This is a genomic window from Natronocella acetinitrilica, assembly GCF_024170285.1.
In the GTDB taxonomy this organism is placed as follows: Bacteria; Pseudomonadota; Gammaproteobacteria; order Nitrococcales; family Aquisalimonadaceae; genus Natronocella; species Natronocella acetinitrilica.
This window is the reverse complement of record NZ_JALJXV010000010.1, coordinates 126535-147321: the sequence shown is the minus strand read 5'-3', so window position 1 is coordinate 147321 and position 20787 is coordinate 126535. Positions and strand designations below refer to the sequence as shown.

The 20787-nt window shown below is 62.4% G+C and carries 15 protein-coding genes; 5 read left to right on the top strand and 10 right to left on the bottom strand.

The features are described 5' to 3' along the window. The first annotated feature begins 33 nt into the window (after nt 1-33). Both phnE (J2T57_RS18990) and phnE (J2T57_RS18985) read left to right on the top strand, forming a co-directional pair. On the top strand, nt 34-906 hold the full coding sequence (gene phnE, locus J2T57_RS18990; protein WP_253483502.1) for a phosphonate ABC transporter, permease protein PhnE: 873 nt from the start codon (nt 34-36) through the stop codon (nt 904-906). Further along, nucleotides 906-1802: a phosphonate ABC transporter, permease protein PhnE gene (gene phnE, locus J2T57_RS18985; protein WP_253483499.1), complete on the top strand. Its 897-nt coding sequence runs from the start codon at nt 906-908 to the stop codon at nt 1800-1802. The genes phnE (J2T57_RS18990) and phnE (J2T57_RS18985) overlap by 1 nt, the downstream gene beginning before the upstream one ends. A gap of 119 nt (nt 1803-1921) precedes the next feature. On the opposite strand, the gene J2T57_RS18980 is transcribed toward phnE (J2T57_RS18985), so the two are convergent. The 10 genes from J2T57_RS18980 to J2T57_RS18935 all read right to left on the bottom strand — a co-directional run bounded on the left by J2T57_RS18980 (nt 1922) and on the right by J2T57_RS18935 (nt 16011). Beyond that, nucleotides 1922-3136, bottom strand: a complete 1215-nt coding sequence (locus tag J2T57_RS18980; protein WP_253483496.1) for an MFS transporter — start codon at nt 3134-3136, stop codon at nt 1922-1924. A 567-nt stretch (nt 3137-3703) separates the two neighbouring features. Continuing rightward, on the bottom strand, nt 3704-4426 hold the full coding sequence (gene phoU, locus J2T57_RS18975; protein ID WP_253483493.1) for a phosphate signaling complex protein PhoU: 723 nt from the start codon (nt 4424-4426) through the stop codon (nt 3704-3706). Between the two features lie 8 nt (nt 4427-4434). After that, entirely contained in the window at nt 4435-5244 is an 810-nt protein-coding gene (gene pstB, locus J2T57_RS18970; protein ID WP_436262720.1) for a phosphate ABC transporter ATP-binding protein PstB, read from the bottom strand. 82 nt (nt 5245-5326) lie between these two features. Next, a complete protein-coding gene (gene pstA, locus J2T57_RS18965) occupies nt 5327-6991 on the bottom strand; it encodes a phosphate ABC transporter permease PstA (RefSeq protein ID WP_253483472.1) in 1665 nt (554 codons plus the stop codon). A gap of 34 nt (nt 6992-7025) precedes the next feature. Further along, a complete protein-coding gene (locus tag J2T57_RS18960; RefSeq protein WP_253483469.1) occupies nt 7026-9347 on the bottom strand; it encodes an ABC transporter permease subunit in 2322 nt (773 codons plus the stop codon). Between the two features lie 239 nt (nt 9348-9586). Continuing rightward, on the bottom strand, nt 9587-10573 hold the full coding sequence (locus J2T57_RS18955) for a PstS family phosphate ABC transporter substrate-binding protein (protein WP_253483453.1): 987 nt from the start codon (nt 10571-10573) through the stop codon (nt 9587-9589). A gap of 149 nt (nt 10574-10722) precedes the next feature. Continuing rightward, nucleotides 10723-12060, bottom strand: coding sequence for a phosphate regulon sensor histidine kinase PhoR (gene phoR / locus J2T57_RS18950; RefSeq protein ID WP_253483451.1), 1338 nt, complete (start codon nt 12058-12060; stop codon nt 10723-10725). After that, a complete protein-coding gene (phoB, locus tag J2T57_RS18945; RefSeq protein WP_253483448.1) occupies nt 12057-12746 on the bottom strand; it encodes a phosphate regulon transcriptional regulator PhoB in 690 nt (229 codons plus the stop codon). The genes phoR and phoB overlap by 4 nt, the downstream gene beginning before the upstream one ends. Nucleotides 12747-12949: 203 nt before the next feature. Further along, complete coding sequence (locus tag J2T57_RS18940) at nt 12950-13720, bottom strand: lysophospholipid acyltransferase family protein (RefSeq protein ID WP_253483445.1); 771 nt, start codon at nt 13718-13720, stop codon at nt 12950-12952. Between the two features lie 113 nt (nt 13721-13833). Continuing rightward, nucleotides 13834-16011, bottom strand: a complete 2178-nt coding sequence (locus tag J2T57_RS18935) for a DUF1631 domain-containing protein (RefSeq protein WP_253483442.1) — start codon at nt 16009-16011, stop codon at nt 13834-13836. A 286-nt stretch (nt 16012-16297) separates the two neighbouring features. Here J2T57_RS18935 and J2T57_RS18930 point away from each other — a divergent pair, with 286 nt between their 5' ends. The 3 genes from J2T57_RS18930 to J2T57_RS18920 all read left to right on the top strand — a co-directional run bounded on the left by J2T57_RS18930 (nt 16298) and on the right by J2T57_RS18920 (nt 20787). Further along, nucleotides 16298-17347 carry a class I fructose-bisphosphate aldolase gene (locus J2T57_RS18930; RefSeq protein WP_253483439.1) on the top strand — a complete coding sequence of 350 codons (1050 nt, stop codon included), beginning with the start codon at nt 16298-16300 and terminating at the stop codon, nt 17345-17347. Nucleotides 17348-18061: 714 nt separating this feature from the next. Then, nucleotides 18062-20362 (top strand): putative monovalent cation/H+ antiporter subunit A, encoded by a 2301-nt coding sequence (locus J2T57_RS18925; protein ID WP_253483436.1) that lies wholly within the window; start codon nt 18062-18064, stop codon nt 20360-20362. Beyond that, the gene (locus J2T57_RS18920; protein WP_253483433.1) at nt 20359-20787 is read left to right on the top strand and encodes a Na+/H+ antiporter subunit B; all 429 of its coding nucleotides are present in this window, start codon (nt 20359-20361) and stop codon (nt 20785-20787) included. The genes J2T57_RS18925 and J2T57_RS18920 overlap by 4 nt, the downstream gene beginning before the upstream one ends.

Here is a 20787-nt window from a genome sequence, read left to right as displayed (position 1 = left end):
GCCCGCAACCCCCGGATGCGGCGCGGACAAACCATGTCAGTGATCAACCAGAACCCAACCGTGGTGAACTTCGAGGCCGACTTCCGTCGCCATCGGAATCGCCAGCGCCTGCAACTGGTGGTTTTCGGCGTGCTGTTCGCCATCGCCGTGCACCTGTCGGCGGACATCAGCCAGTTCACCTTCGATCGCCTGAGTCGCGCGCTGCCCAGGCTGGGTGATTACCTGTTTCGCACCCTGCCGGAAATCGGTCTGACCACATTCTTCGGTGATATTGCCTACTGGTATTACGGGTTCCTACGCTGGTTGAAGCTGCTGTTCGACACGATACTCATCGCCCTGCTGGCAACCCTGTTCGGCGCCATCGGCGGATTGCTGCTCTGCTTCCCGGCCTCGCGCAACCTGATGGACAACTACGCGGTGTACTTCGTCTGTCGGCGCTTCGCCGAAATCGCCCGCACGGTGCCGGAAGTCGTCTACGCGCTCATTTTCGTTGTTGCCTTCGGCATCGGCCCCATGGCGGGACTGCTCGCGCTGACGGTGCACAGCATCGGTGCTCTCGCCAAGCTGTATTCGGAGGTGAACGAGAACATCGACGAGCGGCCCATGGAGGGACTTCGCGCATCCGGCGCCAACTGGTTCGAGGTGATTCGCTTCGCGGTGCTGCCCCAGGTGCTGCCCAATCTCACCACCTACACGCTGTGGCGCCTGGAACTGAATATCCGCGCCGCCGCCATCATCGGCTTCGTCGGCGCCGGCGGTATCGGCCAGGAGCTCTACCACGCCATCAGCTTCAACTACTACGAGGACATCAGCGCCATCGTGCTGATGGTGGTGCTGACCGTGACCCTGATCGACCTGCTTTGCGAGCGGCTACGCCACCGCATGATCGGCAAGGAGAACTTCTGATGGCTGCCACGGCCAACAAGCTGACCCCGGAGCGCATGGCCGCCCTGGCAGCACGGTACCCACGGGCCTTCGGGCGCACACCATTGCAGCGCCTGGGCCTGGCGGCTGCCTGGGTGGCCGCCATCATCGCCCTGCTGGTAACGCTGGACTACCTCAACGTCAGCCTTGCACGCATCATCAACGGCATGGATCGGATCGGTGTCATTGCCGGAGGCATGTTTCCACCGAGCAGCGGTGGCGCCTTTCCGGAACTGTTCAAGGCGCTGATGGAAAGTATCGGCATGGCTTTCCTCGGCACACTGATCGCCAGCATTCTGGCATTGGGGCTGGGTTTTCTCGGCGCGCGCAACATCATCCCGTCCTGGGTGTTCCGCTTTTCCATTCGCCGTTCCTTCGACTTTCTCCGCGGCGTGGACTCCCTCGTCTGGGCACTGGTCTATGTGCGCGCTGTCGGCCTGGGGCCGCTGGCGGGTGTGCTGGCCATCGCCACCAGCGACATCGGAACGCTCTCCAAGCTTTATGCCGAGGCCATCGAGAATGCGGAGAAAAAACAGGCCGAGGGGGTGAAGGCGAGCGGCGGCAACCGGCTACAGGTCATCCGCTTCGGCGTGCTGCCCCAGGTGCTGCCCATCATGCTGTCGAACGCGCTGTACATGTTCGAATCCAACACCCGCTCGGCCACCATACTCGGCATTGTCGGCGCCGGCGGCATCGGTTTTCACCTGTCCGACCGCATCCGCGCACATCGATGGGACGAGGTGGGCTTCATCATCATCATGATCGTGGTGGCGGTGTTTGTGATCGACCTGATTTCGCGGTATCTCAGGTCGCGGCTGATCCATGCGGGGACGCAGCGCGAAAGGAAGGGTAAAGGCGTGGCGGCGGCATCGGCATGAGGGCTTGGTCTGTCAACGTACCCCTGTCGCGGTGCGTTACGCGCTGCGCGCTAACGGCACCCTACGGCGGGCAAGGTCAAATGTAGGGTGTGTTAGGCCGAAGGCCGTAACGCACCGCATCAGCGTACAGCCGAGGCCTCCACCCCACGCAGACACAACGGCCAACCCAGTGTGACCGTCACGGCGAGCACATAAGCGGCGAACAGTAACGCCACCCCGGACACGCCCAGGCCGACGTCCAGCAGCAACCCCACCAGCACCGGCGCCGCTGCGGTGCAGACCACCATGATCGACGCATAGAGCCCCCGCACCGTCCCCAGGGAAGCGGTGCCGAAAGCTTCAACCCAGATCACGCCCGCCAATACGGCATTCAGCCCGGCCGACACCCCCATGCCGATGAAGTAGGCCCAGCGTGCCGTCCCGCCGTCCAGCAGGCCAAGCGCCAGCAGCCCAACCAGCATTGGAAGCAGGAAAGCACCCAGCAAGCGATAGCCGCTAAACCGATCCACCAGCCGACCGCCCAGGAGCATCCCCGCGACCTGCCCCAGTGCGAAAACGGACAGCCCGACGCCAAGATGCAGTTGCGACCAATCGAATTCGCGTGAGACGGCACCGGCATGAAAGAACAGGGCGGTGACGATGATCGGCGGGGCGCAGATCAGGGGCAGCAGCCGCAGGAACGCGGGGTTGGCAATCAGCGCCCGTCGCGTCCAGGCGGACTCTTCACGTCCTGTTTGCGCCGAAGGCCGGGCGGAAGAAGGCAGCGGAACCCAGAGTAGCAGAGGCAGTGCCACCAGCAGGAGAACCAAGGCGCCAAGCCACCACACACCCTGCCACACGGCTAGCGCCATCAGCACCAGGGAAGCGGCGAGGGGCAGCGTCGCCTCCGCTGCCGGGAAACCGAGCGTGGCGAAGGAAACGGCACGACCGCGATGGGCGCTGCCAGACCGCGCCGCCACCACCACTGCCAGATGACCCAGCATGCCCTGGCCGCCGAAGCGCAGCAGAAAGAACCCCAGCAACAGAGCCAGCAAGCCGCCGGAGAGGCTGACAAGCACGCAACCTGCGGCGAGGGTGCAGACGATGGCGACGGCCAACGGCTTTGCGTTGATACGGTCGGCGAGACCGCCCGCCCAGGCCATCAGCAGCCCGCTCGCCAGGGTGGCCAGCCCGTAGATCAGGCCGAACTGGCCATCGCTCAGGCCATGCTGCGCCTGCAGCGGCGCACCGGCAAAGCCAATGAAGAATGTCTGCCCGAAGCCCGAGGCATAGGCCGCGATGAAACCGAACAGGGCTCCGCCCACCCAGGGCCGTATGATGAGACGCTCGCGCATGGCGTGGGATTGTACGGCAACGGTCAGATGTGTGGCGTCCGATCAGGCACAAGCGGTGCGTTACGCGCTGCGCGCTAACGGCACCCTACGGCGGGCAAGGTCAAATGTAGGGTGTGTTAGGCCGAAGGCCGTAACGCACCGCAGCAGCGGTGGTGTTGCCCCCAAGGGCACAGGCACAAACCGCAGTCCGGTGCGCCGCTCGGAGACCGTATGCGACAGGGACCTCGCATACGAGCCCCCAGGGATGGGTCCACGGCGTGTCTCCGGGCGGCGTACCCGTACCCCGTTCCCCGATACCTTTCGTAGGGTGTGCTAGCGCGCAGCGCGTAACGCACCACAACAGCGGTAGCCGGGCCACCCCTATGCCAAGGGCACAAACGGGGTGCGGGTGCGCCGCTCGGAGACCGTATGCGCGAGGGACCTCGCATACGAGCCCCAGGGATGGGTTTACGGCGTGTCCATGAGCGGCGTGCCGGACCGCGGTTCCCCGATCCAACCCGTAGGGTGTGTTAGCGCGCAGCGCGTAACGCACCACAGCGGCAGTCGACATAGCACCATGCTTGCAAGCTAGCGCCGGTCGCCGGTGGCCTCTTCCGCCATTTTCTCGAAGCTTGTATGTCGGACGTCCTTGCCCTTGACGAAATAGATCACGTACTCGCAGATGTTTCGGGAACGGTCGCCGATACGCTCCATGGACCGCACCGCCCAGATGATGTCCATCATCCTCGGAATCGACTCTGGATCCTCCTTCATCTGTTTCAACAGCTGTCGCATGATCAATTCGTACTGGCTGTCCGCGTTGATATCCATTTGCGCGGTTTTCACGGCCGCCTCCGGATCCATGCGGGTGAAGGCATCCAGGGCGTTGTGCAGCATGCGGTTGACGTACTCGCCAAGCTGGCCGATTTCCGCCATGGGGCTGGCCTGACGATCCTGCTCCAGCAGGTGCAGGGCCATCTTGCCCACCCGCTCCGCCTCGTCGCCGATGCGCTCCAGGTCGGTGATGGTCTTGATCACCGCCATCACCAGCCGCAGGTCGCTGGCCGTGGGTTGGCGACGAGCGAGGATATGGGTGCACTCGTCATCCAGATCCACCTCCATGGCATTGACCTGGTAATCCCGCGTCACCACGCGCTCGGCCAGTTCGGTATCTCCCTCGGACAGGGCCGTCACCGCATCCTGAAGCTGCTGCTCCACCAGGCCACCCATGGTCATGACCCGGTTGACGATATCCTCCAGCTCTTCATTGAACTGGCGGGAAATGTGCTGCGTGAAGATCGACTTGTCCATGAGGTACCTCAGCCGTAGCGGCCCGTGATGTAGTCTTCCGTCTGCTTTTTCGACGGCGTGGTGAACAGCGTGTCGGTATCGGCGTACTCGATCAGTTCACCCATGTACATGAAGGCGGTGTAATCGGATACGCGGGCCGCCTGCTGCATGTTGTGAGTGACGATAGCGATGGTGTAGTCGTCCTTCAGCTCGAACATGAGCTCCTCGATCTTGAGGGTGGCTAGCGGGTCCAGCGCCGAGGCGGGCTCGTCCAGCAGCAACACCTCCGGGTCGATGGCGATGGCGCGGGCAATCACCAGTCGCTGCTGCTGACCACCGGAGAGGCCGAAGGCGTTCTCGTTCAGACGGTCCTTGACCTCGTCCCAGAGCGCGGCACGGCGCAGCGACTTTTCAACCACCTCGTCCAGCGCCCGGCGGTTTTTCACACCCTGCAGGCGCAGACCATAGGCCACGTTTTCGTAGATGGACTTCGGAAAGGGATTGGGCTTCTGGAACACCATCCCGACCCGCCGCCGCAGTTCGGCCACATCCACCTTCGGATCGTAGATGTTGTTGCCATCGAGCAGCACTTCGCCCTCGATGCGGGCAATGTCGATGAGGTCGTTCATGCGGTTCATGCAGCGCAGCAGCGTGGACTTGCCACAGCCGCTGGGGCCGATGAAGGCGGTGATCCGGCCCTTGGGGATCGTCATGTTGATGCCCTTCAGGGCCTCGTCGTTGCCGTAGAAGAGCTTGAGATCCCGCATCTCCATGCAGGGCTTCTCGTTAGCCAGGCGGAGCTTCTCGCCGCGGTTGCTGGCAAGCGCACCGCTGCTCATGCCGCGGGTCAGGGTCTGGGATTGATCATTCATGGCAAATTCCCTGTGTGTCGATGCTTTGTGAAAGCGGCCACGGACATGGCTAATCGCTCTCGCTGCGATACTTCTCGCGCAAGTGGTTGCGAATGGTGATGGCGGTGACGTTGAGCACGATGATCAACAGCACCAGGATCAGCGCCGTGGCGTAGACCAGCGGCCGACCGGCCTCAACGTTGGGGCTCTGGAAGCCAACGTCGTAGATATGGAACCCCAGGTGCATGAAGGCCCGGTCCAGGTGCAGGAACGGAAAGTTTCCGTCCATGGGCAGACTGGGAGCGAGCTTCACCACACCCACCAGCATCAGCGGTGCCACCTCGCCGGCCGCCCGGGCAACGGCCAGAATAAGGCCGGTCATCATGGCGGGGGCGGACAGCGGAATCACCAGGCGCCACAGCGTTTCGGCCTTGGTCGCACCGAGAGCCAGGCTGCCCTGGCGAATGGTGCTGGGAATGCGGGTCAGCCCCTCCTCCGTGGAGACGATCACCACCGGCAGCGTCAGCAGCGCCAGGGTCAACGAGGCCCAGATGATCGCCGGACCACCGAAGGTTGGGGCCGGCAGCGCCTCCGGGAAGAACGCCCGGTCAATCGAACCGCCCACCGCATAAACGAAGAAGCCCAGACCGAATACGCCGAAAACGATGGATGGCACACCAGCCAGGTTGTTCACCGAAATGCGAATGGTACGCACCAGTGGCCCCTGCTTGGCATACTCCCGCAGGTAGATCGCGGCCATCACGCCAAAAGGCGTGACCACGATGGACATGATCATCACCATCAGCACGGTGCCGAAGATCGCCGGCAGAATTCCGCCTTCGGTGTTGGCCTCCCGCGGGAAACCACTGACGAACTCCCAGAAGGTCTGTACGTAGTGACCAGTCTTCTGCATGACCGTCATGTCATTGGGCCACCAGGCCTTGACGATGCCGGACAGGGCAATTTCCCGGGTCTCCCCGTCCATCAACTCCCCGGTGATGGTGAAGCGGGCCACCTCCGAACGGATCTCATTGCGACGCTCCTCCAGTTCGGCGTAAGCAAGCTCGAGGCGCTCGCGCTCTTCCGCCAGCTCTGCTTCCCGGGCGGCACGTTCGTCGTCGCCCAGCTGGGGATTCATGTCCAGCGCACGCTGCTGCAGCCGCACCTGCTCGATCTGGAAGTTGACGTTGCCGATATCAAAGCGTTCGATACGCTCCCGCTCTCGCACCAGTTCACGGGTCTGGGCGAGACGATCCTGGAAGGCTTCCCGGGCCTCACGCCCGGAGGCGATCACCTCACCGTCTTCCCGGTAATCCACCAGGTAACCAATGAAGTCGCCCCAGGTGAGGCGCTCGATGACCATGGCGTCTTGCGGAAAGCGCCACTCGGACATGTTCTCGCCGACATACCAGACGAAGTCCCGGTTGGTCACATCCCGGTTGCCGCGCTTGATCAGATGGCGCGTGACCACATCCTGGCCTTCGGGGACCTCGTATCCCGCTTCCCGCATTGCCTGGGCGGTCATGGTTTCCGATCGGCTGAGTTCGCCGAGCACACGCACGGGCTCATCACCAGGGGCTGCGTAGTCGAACTCCATCACGTTGGACGGCCAGAAGTGCCCAAGCCCACGGGTGGCAATCAGCAGCAGCAGCCCCACCACCATGACCAGGCATATGGCCACGGCACCGGCGTTCAACCAGACCCAGGGCGTGCCACTCTTGAACCAGTTATTCATGCCATCTTCCCTTGCTTGATCGGATAGGCGCCGGTCACAGCGAGCTGTACTTGCGGCGCAGACGCTGGCGCACCAGCTCCGCCGCAGTGTTCATGATGAAGGTGAGAACGAAGAGCACTAGCGCCGCGAGGAAGAGGATGCGGAAGTGAGTGCCGCCGACTGCGGCCTCGGGCATCTCCACCGCGATGTTCGCCGACAGGGTGCGCATGCCTTCGAAGATGTTGAAGTTCACCACCGGGCTGTTGCCGGTGGCCATGAGTACAATCATGGTCTCCCCCACGGCCCGGCCGAAACCGATCATCACCGCCGAGAAAATGCCGGGGCTTGCTGTCAGCAAGACCACCTTGGTCACCGTTTGCCAAGGCGTCGCACCCAGGGCCAACGAGCCCTGGGTCAGATGCTTGGGCACGTTGAAAACGGCATCCTCGGAGATGGAATAGATGGTCGGAATGACGGCGAAGCCCATGGCCACGCCAACCACCAGGGCATTGCGCTGGTCGTAGGTAATACCCACGTCCGTCAGCCACTGCCGCAAATCACCGTTGAAGAACCAGATCTCGATCAACGGGCTCATGGTTACGCAGAACCAGCCGATCGCCAGCACGACCGGGATCAGCAGGGCTGCCTCCCAGCCCGGCGGGACACGAAGACGCAGGCCCTCCGGAATCATTCTCGTCCAGAGGTAGGCAAAGGCCACCATCAGTACTGGCATCAGTATGACGATGCTGAAAACTGCCGGGATATGGTTCTCCACGAAAGGCGCCAGCCAGAGGCCGGCGAGAAAGCCCAGAATGACCGTGGGCAGGGCCTCCATGATCTCGATGGTGGGCTTCACCATGCCGCGCATGCGCGGCGCCATGAAGTAGGCGCTGTAGATGGCCCCGAGAATGGCGAGGGGCGTTGCAAACAGCATGGCGTAGAAGGCCGCTTTCAAGGTGCCAACCGTCAGAGGCACCAGGGAGAATTTGGGCTCGAATTCATCAGTCGCCGAAGACGACTGCCAGACAAACTCCTCGCTGGAGCGACCTTCGTACCACACCCGATCCCACAGGGCGGCCATGGACACCTCCGGGTGAGGATTATTCACCGCCACAACCCGAAAGCGCTCCTCATCGTCCACGGTATAAAGCGCATTGGCCCGGGGGGCAAAGCTCAGGGTGCGGATCGGGCCATTGGTAACCTGGGTGTCCAGCACGGTCCGGTGGGATGTGGAGTAGTGCACCTTCACCCGCCCGGTCTCATCCGCCGTGGCAAAGCCCTTACGTGCATACTCCGGCGCAATCACGGTCACCGGCGCGTCGTGGCCCTCGAAGCCGCGAACAAAGGTAATGCGCTGCACGTTGTCAGCGTCACGTACCAGAAACCATTGGCCCACAGAGCCATCGGAGCCGCCCACGATCAACGACACGGTCCCGAGCAGGTACTCCATGCTGGTGACCGCGGCGTCGGCGTCGGGTGTGACACGGCGTGAATCCACGATGCGAGCCTGGGAAGGGCGCCGGACGTTGTAATAGTGCACCCGTCCATCATCGTCGCCGACCAGCAGATTCTGCATGGTGATATCCAGCAGGATGGCTGTAATCTCGGAATCCCCCGGGGGGCGCTCCAGATCGTAGACCTGCCGCTCAACCGTGGTTTCGCCCGTCATGAACGATGTGGTGGTTTCAAACTGCACGAACCGCAAACGACCATCGGCCAGCGCGGCCACCACGGAAATCCCCCGGCTACCCTCCTGAACAGCGATCTGAGTGATCGGCGTGCCGTCCTCGACTACGTCGAGAAGCGCGGTATCTTCGTCTCCGAGGGGGTATTCGATGTTGCCGGTCACGTCGCGGCGACCGTCACTGAAGGTCTCGCTGAACGTATGCCGTGTTACCAGGGCCTGACCATTTTCCAGGCCATAGGCAACAAGGCGCGTGCGCGGCTCCGCTCGACCGCGGGCGGTGATGGCAACGCCCTCGGGGAACGGCAGGTTGTACTCACGCGTCACCTCACCCGTCAACGGCCGAAAGAACACCGCTCGCCGGTCATCGGTGAAACGCACCCCAAGCTCCCGGTGGCGATCACTCGCCACCTGCACGGTCTGCGCCGGGTTACCCCCCGGTGAATCGTATTCCACCGTCTCGCCCACCGAAGCCGGTTTCAGCATAGGCAGGACTTCGGAGAACAGATAGACGAAGATCAGCCCAAGGGCGATGATGACGCTGAAGCCGAATGTGGCGATCAGATACTTGGCGCTGTAATCCTTGGCACTGCGCCAACGGCGCAGGCGGGCCCGCTTCTCGCCGCTGGGAAGCAAATCCTGTATGCGTTGCTTTTCGCGCCCGACGGCGGATGCGTTGCTGACGTCCGTCATGAGGTCCGGTTCCCGAGGTGTTGGTTCGGTATCAGTTGCCGGGGATGCTACGCCGCCAATATGACGCCAATGTTACAGCTATATTTTATTGAATTTATTGATTTTTTTATTTTCTTGCAGTGCGACAAACGGCTTGAGGAAGCGCAAGCAGCAGGCAGGCGGTGGTGCTGCGCGGTGTGTCAGGCAGCGTCCAAAAGAGTAGCCGCCGGCAAGCCGGCGGCTACACAAACACAAGTCGCTTATTGAATACCCAGATTCTCACGTTCCTGAGCAGCGACCGGTTCCGGCAGCGGAATGAAACCGTCACGCACAGTCACTTCCTGGCCCTGACGGCTCAGTACCAGACGGAGGAACTCACGCTCGCGGGGCTGCAGGTCCTCGTTCGGGTGCTTGTTGACGGCAAGCATCAGAAAGCGAGCCAGCGGATAGTCGCCAGAGGCCGCGTTCTCGGCATTTGGCGCCGCCATCGGGGCATCCTCATCACGGGCCAGCGCAATCGCGCGAACGCCGGAAGTCTCATATCCAATGCCCGAATAGCCGATACCGTTCAACGACTCGGTCACGCCCTGCACCACGGAAGCGGAACCAGGCTGTTCATTCATGCCGTCCTTGAAGTCTCCATCGCACAATGCGTGCTGGCGGAAGAAGCCGTAGGTACCAGACACGGCATTACGCGAGTACAGCGTGATATCCCGGTTGGCCCAGGCACCCTCAAGCCCGAGTTGCCCCCAGCGGGTGATGTCTTCAGGGTAACCGCAGCGACGGGTAGCGGAGAATACCGCATCGACCTGCGGGACCGTCATGCCTTCAATGGGGTTATCCCGATTCACAAACACCGCGATGGTGTCGATCGCGACGCGCACCATGGTGGGGGGATAACCATGGGCCTCCTCGAAAGCGGCGATTTCGCTGTCGCGCATCACCCGGCTCATCGGCCCGAAGTTGGCCGTGCCCTCGGCCAGCGCTGGCGGCGCAGTCGAGGTGCCAGCACCCTGGATCTGGATGTTGATGTTGGGATAGAAGGCGTTGAATTCCTCTGCCCACAAGGTCATGAGGTTGTTGAGCGTGTCGGACCCGATGGAGGTCAGGTTCCCGGACACGCCGGACACGGACTCATAGACGGGCAGGTTGGAATCCACCTCGACCTGGGATTGGGCCGGGGCGCTGGCAAGGAAAACCGAGGCCGTCGCAGCGGCAATCAGGCCTGTCAGTGTCTTGTTGATCATTGAGTGTCACTCCGTGAAGCAAGGGTCCAGTCGCAATTTATGCGTGCCGTAATCGGATCTGTTGTCCGAAAACGTGACCGAGTATGGGAGTGCTGCGTGACACCATCGTGAATCACACATGACAGATTCATGACAGGCGAACTGACCGATCAGCCCGAGCGGGAACCCGTGAGGGAGACCACCCGCCGGGCGGTGACAGCGGGAGGAAATCGGCACGAGAAGGTGCTGCCCTTGCCGGGTTCGGAGCGCACTTCCAGGTTGGCCTGATAGCGCCCCAACACATGCTTGACAATGGCAAGGCCGAGTCCAGTGCCCCCGGTACGACTGGAGCGTCCGCTGTCGACCCGATAGAAGCGCTCGGTCAGACGGGGCAGGTGATGCGCGGGAATACCGATGCCGTTGTCCTCGACAGTGAAGCGCGCACCACCGGCATCCTCACGCCAACTCACCAGGATCCGACCATTCTTCGGTGTGTACTTCACCGCATTGAAGACAAGGTTGGACAGGGCGCTGCGCAGTTCCGATTCGTCGCCGTACAGGGTGACGGCGGGATCACATTCCAACTCGATGTGATGGCCCTGATCCTGCGCCAGCGCACGGGCCTCGTCGACAATCACGGAGAGAATGCGTGGCATGTCGAGCAACTGTCTCTCCACCGGCTTCTGGTCGGTCTCGAGCCGCGAGAGCATGAGCAGGTCCTCCACCAGCCGCTGCATGCGGCGGGTCTGCTGCTGAATCAGCTCCAGCGGCCGTTCCGCATCGGGCGCCTTGGCCTTCACACTGTCGCTCAGCGTTTCGGAGACCCCATGGATCACCGTCAGCGGTGTGCGTAGCTCGTGGGAGATATTGGCCACGAAGTCGCGACGCATGCGCTCCAGCAGGTAAAGCCGCGACACGTCCCGGACCAGCATCAGCCGCTGTTTGTTGCCATAGGGAATCACGCGGATCTCCAGCATCTGCGAGTCGTCATCGGGTGACGGCACCGTGATCGAACTCGCACCTGCGTGGTGTTCCCGGATGAAGTTGCCGAACTCCGGCTGGCGCAGCAGGTTGTCGATGCGCTGACCTTCATCCTGGGGCCAGGTGAGGCTCAGCAGATCCCGGGCGGCACCGTTCCACCATTGGATCTCGCCGTTGTCGTGGAGAATGACGGCCCCATCCGGCATGGCGTTGATGGTCTCGCGCACGCCCTGGAGAATGGTCGCGAGGCGCTTGCGCCGACGCCGCTGGCGTTTCTGAAGCCGGTAGATCCCGTTGAAGATCGCGCCCCACAGGCCGCGGGAGTCGGGGGGCTCCAGCTTACGGCCCTCGCGCAGCCAGCGCTCAAGCAGCACCTGGTTGTAGAGATTCCACGCCAGATAGGCGGTGGTGCCAACAAGCATGCCCAGCACCAGGTGGTTGACCAACCAGCCCAGCAGGGCAAACACAAGCAACACGATCGCCAGACGGCCGATCACGGCCGGCCATGGCGAACGGGTCTCGCTCACAACTTTCCGGAAAACCGGTAGCCGGCACCGCGGACAGTCTGGATCAGGCTGTCGTGCCCAGTGTCGGCAATGGACTTCCGCAGGCGGCGGATATGCACATCCACGGTTCGCTCCTCGACATAAACGTTGGTTCCCCAGACATTATCGAGCAGCTGACCCCGTGTGAACACCCGTTCAGGATGGGTCATGAAGAAATGCAGCAGGCGAAACTCGGTGGGACCCATGTCCACCTTTTCCTCATTGGCGGACACGCGATGGCTGACCGGGTCGAGTCGCAGGCCATTGACCTCCACCACCTCGTCGCTACTCATGGGAGACGCACGCCTCAGTACCGCCTTGATGCGGGAGACGAGTTCCCGGGGCGAGAACGGCTTGGTAACAAAATCATCGGCACCCACATCCAGCCCGCGCACCTTGTCTTCCTCTTCGCCACGGGCGGTGAGCATGATGATGGGGATGTTGCTGCAGAGGGGGTCTTTCTTGATCCGCTTGGCGAAATCGATACCGCTCATGCCAGGCAGCATCCAGTCCAGCAGGATCAGGTCGGGGACGTGCTCGTTGAGTGTGGAGAAGCCCTCCTCGCCCGTTTCCGCCTGGAAGACTTCATAGCCTGCGGCACCCAGCGCCATTTCCACCATCTCGCGGATGGCCGCTTCGTCTTCAATGATCAGGATCTTGACCGCCATACCCGCTCTCGCAGTGCTCTTGAACCGCGGTCATTAGAGCTTAACGGTATTACGGTTTCGTGACAGGGCTCCCGAGGGAACGGATGGGTGGGTCCGTCGCTCAGGGACCGTCAGCGACAGGGATGTCGCTGTCGAGCCTACAGGGATGTATCCACGGCGCGTCCCTGAGCGACGTACCCACCCATCCGTTCGTAGCACCTGGCTCAGGCACGCTCGTGCATGGAGGGGTTGATCACCTCCACCATCTGCTCGCGCATCAGCAGGGCGAGTTCATTGCGACCGCGCTGCTCGCTCTCCACCGCTTCACCCAGGGTGAGAACCGCATGGGTCTCTTTCTCCCCCGCCAGACGTATCACATGCCGGAGCAGTTTCTCGTCATCCACGAAGGGGGCGTAGGTACTGCAATCGCCACGCTCGGAGAAATACTGGATGGTCAGGGGTTGCACCGGGGCGCCTACCGCGATTGCGGCCTGGAACAACCGCGGCCGAAACGGTAACAGCTGGCTGCCGGGGCTGGTTGTTCCTTCCGGAAAAAAAAGCACCTGGCGCCCGGCAGCCAGCCGCTCGGACATGGCCTCTATGGCTTCACCGGAGCCGTTGCGCTCACCCCGTGCGATGTAGATGGTGCCAAGGGCGGTGGCCACCGCACCGATGCCCGGCCAGCGCCTGACTTCGCTCTTGCTGAGAAAGCACACGGGCCAGAAGCTCGCGACCACGAGGATATCCAGCCATGAAACATGGTTGGCAGCCAGCAACACCGGCGACTGAATGCGCTCGCCGCGTACTTCCAGCGATACACCGAACAACCAGCACAGGCTACGACACCAGAATGCCTGGAACCGACGGGAAAGCCCAAGATGAGGCTGCGTTCCGCGCACCTTGTCCCAGCCCACCGCGAGCAGGATACAAAGCACGCCGACACAGGTATGGACCAGCAGTACGGGAAGACGAATACAGCGTCGTATCAAGGCCATTGAAATAGCAAACCGGAATGACGTCGCCGGCTAGCGCCGACAATGAAAAAACTGGTGCATTGTAGTGGCTTGGGCAATAGCACTGAAGCCCCGGTATCCGCCAGGGCGACGACTCAGCTTGTGCCCTGGCTTTCCCGCAGGCTGCGGAGATTTGCAACCACCGACTCTAGGGCCTTGTCGAACAGCAGGTTGTCATCAAGCATGATGACCCGTCCACGCTTCAGGCCGCTGGCCAGTTCATCGCGACGACGATCAGCCAGCTTGAAACCGGCCCGATTGACAAAAATCAGCCTGTCACCGTTGGCCAGCCGGGCCGAGAGCTTGGCACGAATCGGTTTGCCGGAGCCCTGTTCGAACTCGAACCAGGTGCCGATGCGTGCCTCATCGAGCTTCTGGCAGAACGGCTGCAATTCGGGAGTCACCCAACCCTTGTCACCGGATTCGATATCGGGCTCGGCCGCTTCCTCGACCACGGCAGGCTCCGCCTCCCGACGTTCCGTCGCCGGCGTGGACAACACGCGAATGTGCTCCCGCTCCAGTTCCTTGAACAGCCGGGTCATCTCGACGGGGTTGAACATGATGGCGTTCAAACCGGCGCGAAGATCGTGCAACAGCCCGGGAATCTCAGAGACCAGCCGCTTGCGCTCGGCGTGATCGCCCTTCGGCTGAACGCTCCACAGTAGACGGTCGACGGTATCCAGGTGGTGCCGCCAGGCTTCGCTGTCATCGCCTTCCTTGAGCAAGGTGATGAACAGAACCTTCGACCAGGCCTCATCCAGCAGGCGGCCAACCACCGGCGGCACCTGGCTGTGACCGATCCGGCGGCGCAGTTCCTGCTCGACATGCTCCTTGGCACCCTCGACCTTGGCCTTGCCTTCGGCAGCCTGACGGGTGCGCTCTTCGATCTGTCGGGTCCGCTCGCGCTCTTCGGCGAGAAACTGACGAAATTCATCCAGGCAACGCTCGAACACACCCACATCGTCGCTGAACTGCTCGAGGATGTAGGTCACCGTGGACTCGATGCGTCGGAACAGGGGATCGCCACCGGACTGTCCTGCATCCGTCCAGCCGATACCGGCCTGTGCCATCTCGTTGATCAAACGGCGGGCCGGGTGCTTCTTCTGGCTGAACAGCGCCCTATCCATCAGCGCGACTTTCAATACCGGAATCTGCAGTCGGGCAATCTGGGCCTTGATGGCATCCGGCAGGGCCGGATCGTCGAGTATGGCGTCGAACAGCAGGCTGACGATGTCGATGGTGTCATCTTCAACCCGTCCGAGGGGACGCGCCCCGCCACCGGGTAGCTGGTGACGCAACTGCCGCTTCAGCGCCGCCGCATCCAGATGCCAAACCTCGGCGGTGGTATCCAGCTCGACCGATACCCGGGCCGCCTCGCTCTGAAGCCCCGATAGCGCAGAAATCACGCTACCGAGTTCGACGGCGTTGACAACTGACTCGTAGCCCGTACCCGACCACTCGCTGGACTCTGCCCCCTTGTGTGCGGCAACCAGTTGCTGCAGCGTGGAGAACAACGCATCCGCCTGCCCATCGCTGAGCTGCTGGGAAGTCCTCGCGTGGGGAGCCGCATGCTGCCCGCCAGGGGTAGGCTGACGCCGTTCCCGGGAAGGCTGGGTGCGGGCCGTGGGTTTGATCTCCGGCATAACACCGGCGTCGATCAGCAGGCGATTCAGCTCGTCGTACAATCCGCCGAGCTGGGTCATGACATGACGGTCAAACAGCTTGTAGATGATCAACCGGGCGCGCAGATCGATCTGCAGGATTTCGGTGGCAATCTGGAATGCGCCAGCCACCTGAGCAGGTGCTACCGGAGCAAGATCCAGGTCGTATTGATCCCGCGCCGAAGCCTTGTTGATCCGTTGAACGAGATTACCAAGGGGGTGCGCGTAGCGGGCCCGCGCCTTGGAGACCATGCCCTCTACCGCGAGGCGCTCCTCGAGCTGCTCGTTGTCCACCAGGGATAATTCACCCTCGTCGCCGGTAGCGTTGGAGACGGGGGCCACCGGGCGATCATGGCGATTGGCGAGTTCCTGTTCCATGCGCCGCTCGATCTCGCGGCGCTGCAACCGGACTTCACGCATGGCATCGAAGAAAGCCGTCTGGATGGCATTGTTTTCAGCCCGCTCGGCGCGCTCGAACAAGGCGTCGTCCACCTGATCGAGCATGTGGCGCGACAGCGCCATCAAGCGGCCACTGGCCAGTTGACGGACACGCTGGAGCAGCCCGCCAGGAGCCTGGGAGCCTAGATAGACGACCTTGTCCTGAGCAGTCATACCAACCTCGCGCAGTGCGCACCGGAGATCGCCACAAACCATGGCGGACTTTGAAGCGATACCCATTCGGAGTGCGCCAAAGCTGCGCCGCCCCGCAAAGCTTTCCTAACGTGTAATTTATAGGATTTTGCCGCCACGTCCACTGTGACCCATGTCACATCCTGCAGCCATGCAGACAAATCGACGCAAGACGACAGGCCGAAGCCTGTTCCTCTATACTCCACGCCAAAAGCCAGCCCGCCGTGGGCTGCGTCACTTGCATCCGGATTCAACAGGAGAATAGGGAATGACAGATATTCAGTCGCTGCTAGGGGGCGAGGCTGAATCGCTGCTCGGCTACAGCTGCCAGGGCATCAAGCGTGAGAGCCTGCACCTGCCCGGCCCGAACTACGTCGACCAGGTGGTCGGATCGAAGGCAGTCAAGCCCGGTGTGATGCGCAGCATGCAGACGCTGTTCGATAACGGACGGCTTGGCGGCACGGGCTATCTGTCCATTCTGCCCGTGGATCAGGGCGTGGAGCATTCCGGCGGCGCATCGTTTGCCCCCAATCCCGTCTACTTCGACCCGGAAAACATCGTGCGCCTTGCCATCGAAGGCGGCTGCAACGCAGTGGCGTCGACACTGGGCGTACTGGCTTCGGTCTCCCGCCAGTTCGCGCACCGCATTCCGTTCATCGTGAAGCTCAACCACAACGAACTGCTGACCTATCCCGAAATCTACGATCAGACGCTGTTCGCCTCGGTGGATCAGGCCTTCGACATGGGCGCGGTGGCCGTCGGCGCGACCATCTATTACGGGTCGCCGGAATCCCGCCGCCAGATCCAGGAAATTTCCGAGGCCTTTGCCCATGCCCATGAACTGGGAATGGCCACCGTGCTCTGGGCCTATCTGCGTAATCCGGACTTCAAGAAGGATGGCACCGACTATCACGTATCGGCCGACCTTTCCGGCCAGGCGAATCACCTGGCGGCAACCATTGGCGCGGATATCGTCAAGCAGAAGATGGCGGAGAACAACGGCGGCTACAACGCCATCAAGTTCGGCAAGACGCACCGCAAGGTCTACGACGAGCTGACCACCGATCACCCCATCGACCTGGTGCGCTACCAGGTCGCCAATTGCTACATGGGGCGTGCCGGGCTGATCAATTCCGGCGGTGGCTCCGGCGAGAACGATCTCGGCCAGGCTGTGCGCACGGCGGTGATCAACAAGCGCGCCGGCGGCATGGGCCTGATCTCGGGGCGCAAGGCGTTCCAGAAACCGATGGCCGAAGGGGTGCAGTTGTTGAACGCGATTCAGGATGTCTACCTGAGCGCCGACGTGACCGTTGCCTGACAACGGAGGGTGGCGAGGCCACCGCCGACACGGTGCGTTACGCGCTGCGCGCTAACACACCCTACAGCGGGCACCGCCAAACGTAGGGTGTGTTAGGCCGAAGGCCGTAACGCACCACAACCGCGGTGGTGTTGCCCCCAAGGCCACAGGAACAAACCGCGGTCCGGTGCGCCGCTCATGGACCGTCAGCGACAGGGATGTCGCTGTCGAGCCCCCAGGGATGGGTTTACGGCGTGTCCATGAGCGGCGTGCCGGACCGCGGTTCCCCGATCCAAACCGTAGGGTGTGTTAGCGCGCAGCGCGTAACGCACCACAACGGCGGTGGCGAGGCCACCGCCGCCCTCTATTCCCCGACAGCTTCCGTCGCCGTATGTCGCCGTCTGTCGCCGTATATATAATAAGAGTCACTGTCGTCCCGGAGCAGATTTCCTCAGATAAATCCGAAGCTTCCGCTTGAATTGTGGCTTGCCAAGCCGATCCCCCTTCGCTAACCTTTGCCGCTTCGATAGCGCGAACGGGCACCAGGAATCGCTGCCCGCGAACAAGGCACACGCGCCATCCGATCCCGGTTCCGCATGATCTCGCGGTGACTGGATCCTTGACGGAAACACTCGAAGACTCACCTTTGCGTGACCGTCTCGGTGTTTCCCTGAGTGTACTGCGCACGGTCGCCCCGACGGGCGGCCCGGGCACGATACGGGGTTTCCTCATACCATGCTGATCGCCGTCTTATCAGGTTTTCTCCTGGCCGCGGTTGCACCGTGGCTGACACGATCACTCAAGGACAAGGCGGGCTGGATCCTGGCACTGTTGCCGGCGCTGCTGTTCGTCTACTTCCTGAGCTGGATTCCGGCGGTGATGCACGGCGACGCCGTGGTGGTCTACTACCCCTGGATACCCGGTCTGGACATCAACCTGTCCTTCCTGGTCGATGGACTGAGTCTGCTGTTCGCCCTGCTGATCAGCGGTATCGGTACCTTCATCATCATCTACGCCGGTGGCTATCTACACGGCGAGGAATACCTGCCCCGCTTCTACGCCATCATGTTCTCCTTCATGGCGGCCATGCTGGGCGTGGTGCTGTCGGACAACCTGATCACGCTGTTCGTGTTCTGGGAGCTGACCAGCATCACCTCGTACCTGCTCATCGGCTACCACCACGAGGACAAGAAGGCCCGCTGGTGCGCGCTTCAGGGGCTGATTGTCACCGTCGGCGGTGGGCTGGCCCTGCTCGCCGGCCTGATCATGCTGGGCAACGCCGCCGGCAGCTTCGAACTCTCCGAGATTCTCGGCAGCGGTGACGTGCTGCGTGAATATCCGCTGTACACCGCCATGGTCGTGCTCATCCTGCTCGGCACGTTCACGAAGTCGGCGCAGGTACCGTTCCACTTCTGGCTGCCCAACGCCATGGCTGCGCCCACGCCGGTGTCGGCCTTCCTGCACTCGGCCACCATGGTCAAGGCGGGCGTCTACCTGATGGCCCGCCTGAACCCCGGCCTCGGCGGCACCGATTTCTGGCTCTATACCCTGGGCATTTTCGGTGCCGTAACCATGTTCACCGGCTCGTTCATGGCCCTGCGCAGCACCGGGATCAAGGCGGTACTGGCCTACACCACGGTGATGGCCCTGGGCACGCTGACCATGTTGATCGGTATTGGCACCGAACTGGCCATCACCGCCGCCATGACCTTCCTGCTGGCCCACGCGCTGTACAAGGCGGCGCTGTTCATGCTGGCCGGTGCGCTGGACCACGAGACCGGCACCAAGAACATCCTGGAGATGGGCGGCCTGCGGCAACTCATGCCCATCACGTTTATTACCGCCTGCGTCGCTGCGCTGTCGCTGGCCGGACTGCCGCCCTTGTTCGGCTTTATCGGCAAGGAGTTGATGTTCGAGGCCACCACGTCCGCTCCGGGCCTGGTGCTGTTCACCACGGTGCTGGCGGTGGCCTCTGCCATCATGATCGCGGCCATGGCGGCGGTGTTCGTTCTGCGACCGTTCACCGGCGAGCTCAAGAAGACACCGAAAAAGCCCCACGAGGCGCCGGTATCCATGCTCATCGGGCCGGTGATCCTCGCAAGCCTCAGTCTCATCTTCGGCCTGATGGGCTTCATCCCGGCCACTGCCATCGTCGGCGGCGCAACGGCCTCGGTGTACGGCGCGCCGGTGGATGTACAGCTCTACCTCTGGCACGGCATCAACCTGCCTCTGATCCTGAGCGTTATCGCCGTTGCACTGGGTGCCGTGCTCTTTCTCAAGTGGGACCAGGCACTGGCCCTGTTCGATCGCATGACCTTCATTGACCGCTTCGGCCCGGAGCGCGGCTACGAGCGCATGATGGACGGCCTGGTGTGGCTGGCGGAATGGCAGACCCGCGTGCTGCAGAACGGCTACATGCGGAATTACCTGATCACCATCGTGATGACCACAGTGGTGGTCGTCGGCTGGACCTTCTTCGCCTACACCGGGCAGAGCGTCCCGATGGGCGAGATCGACTTCCGCATCTACGAAGTCGTGATCGTCGGCCTGGTGGTGGCGGGCGCCGTGGTGGCCTCGGTTACCGGCTCCCGGCTGGGTGCGGTGGCGACCCTGGGTATGGTGGGCTTCGGCATTGCAATGATCTACGTGTTCTTCAGCGCGGCGGATGTCGGTACCACCCAGATCATGGTGGAAACCCTCACGGTGATCCTCCTGGTGCTGGTGTTGTTCAAGCTGCCAGGCTTCCAGAACCTCTCCAGCACTGCCTCGCGCCTGCGGGATGCGGCGGTCGCGCTGTCCTTTGGTGGTCTGATGACCGTGCTTATCCTCGCGATCAACGCCGTGGAGGTGGCCGATCCCATCTCCGATGTGCTGGTGCAGTGGAGCGTCCCCGAGGGCTACGGCCGCAATATCGTCAACGTGATCCTGGTGGACTTCCGGGCACTGGACACGCTGGGTGAGATCTTTGTGGTAGGTCTGGCGGCTGTCGGCATCTACGCCATGATCCACTTCCGCGCGGAGGACAAGGCCAAATGAGTGCGATGGGCTCCCTGATACTACGCACCGCGGCGCGGTTTCTGCTGCCGCTATTGCTGCTGTTCTCGATCTTCGTGCTGCTGCGTGGACACGATGAGCCGGGCGGCGGTTTTATCTCCGGCCTGGTCGCCGCGGTGGGCTTCGCGCTCTACCTGTTCGCCTTCGACGCCGAGCGCACCCGCCAGATCATGGCCATGCATCCCCAGGTGATGCTGGGACTCGGCTTGCTGTTCGCGACGCTTAGCGGGATCCCGGCGATCTTCATGGGGCAGGCCTTTTTCACCGCGCTCTGGTGGCCCATCGACGTACCCGGACTCGGCGAAATCAAACTCTCCACACCGCTGATTTTCGACATCGGCGTGTACATGGTCGTGCTGGGTTCGGTGATGCACATCGTCCTGGCCCTGGCCGAAGCGGAGGAATGA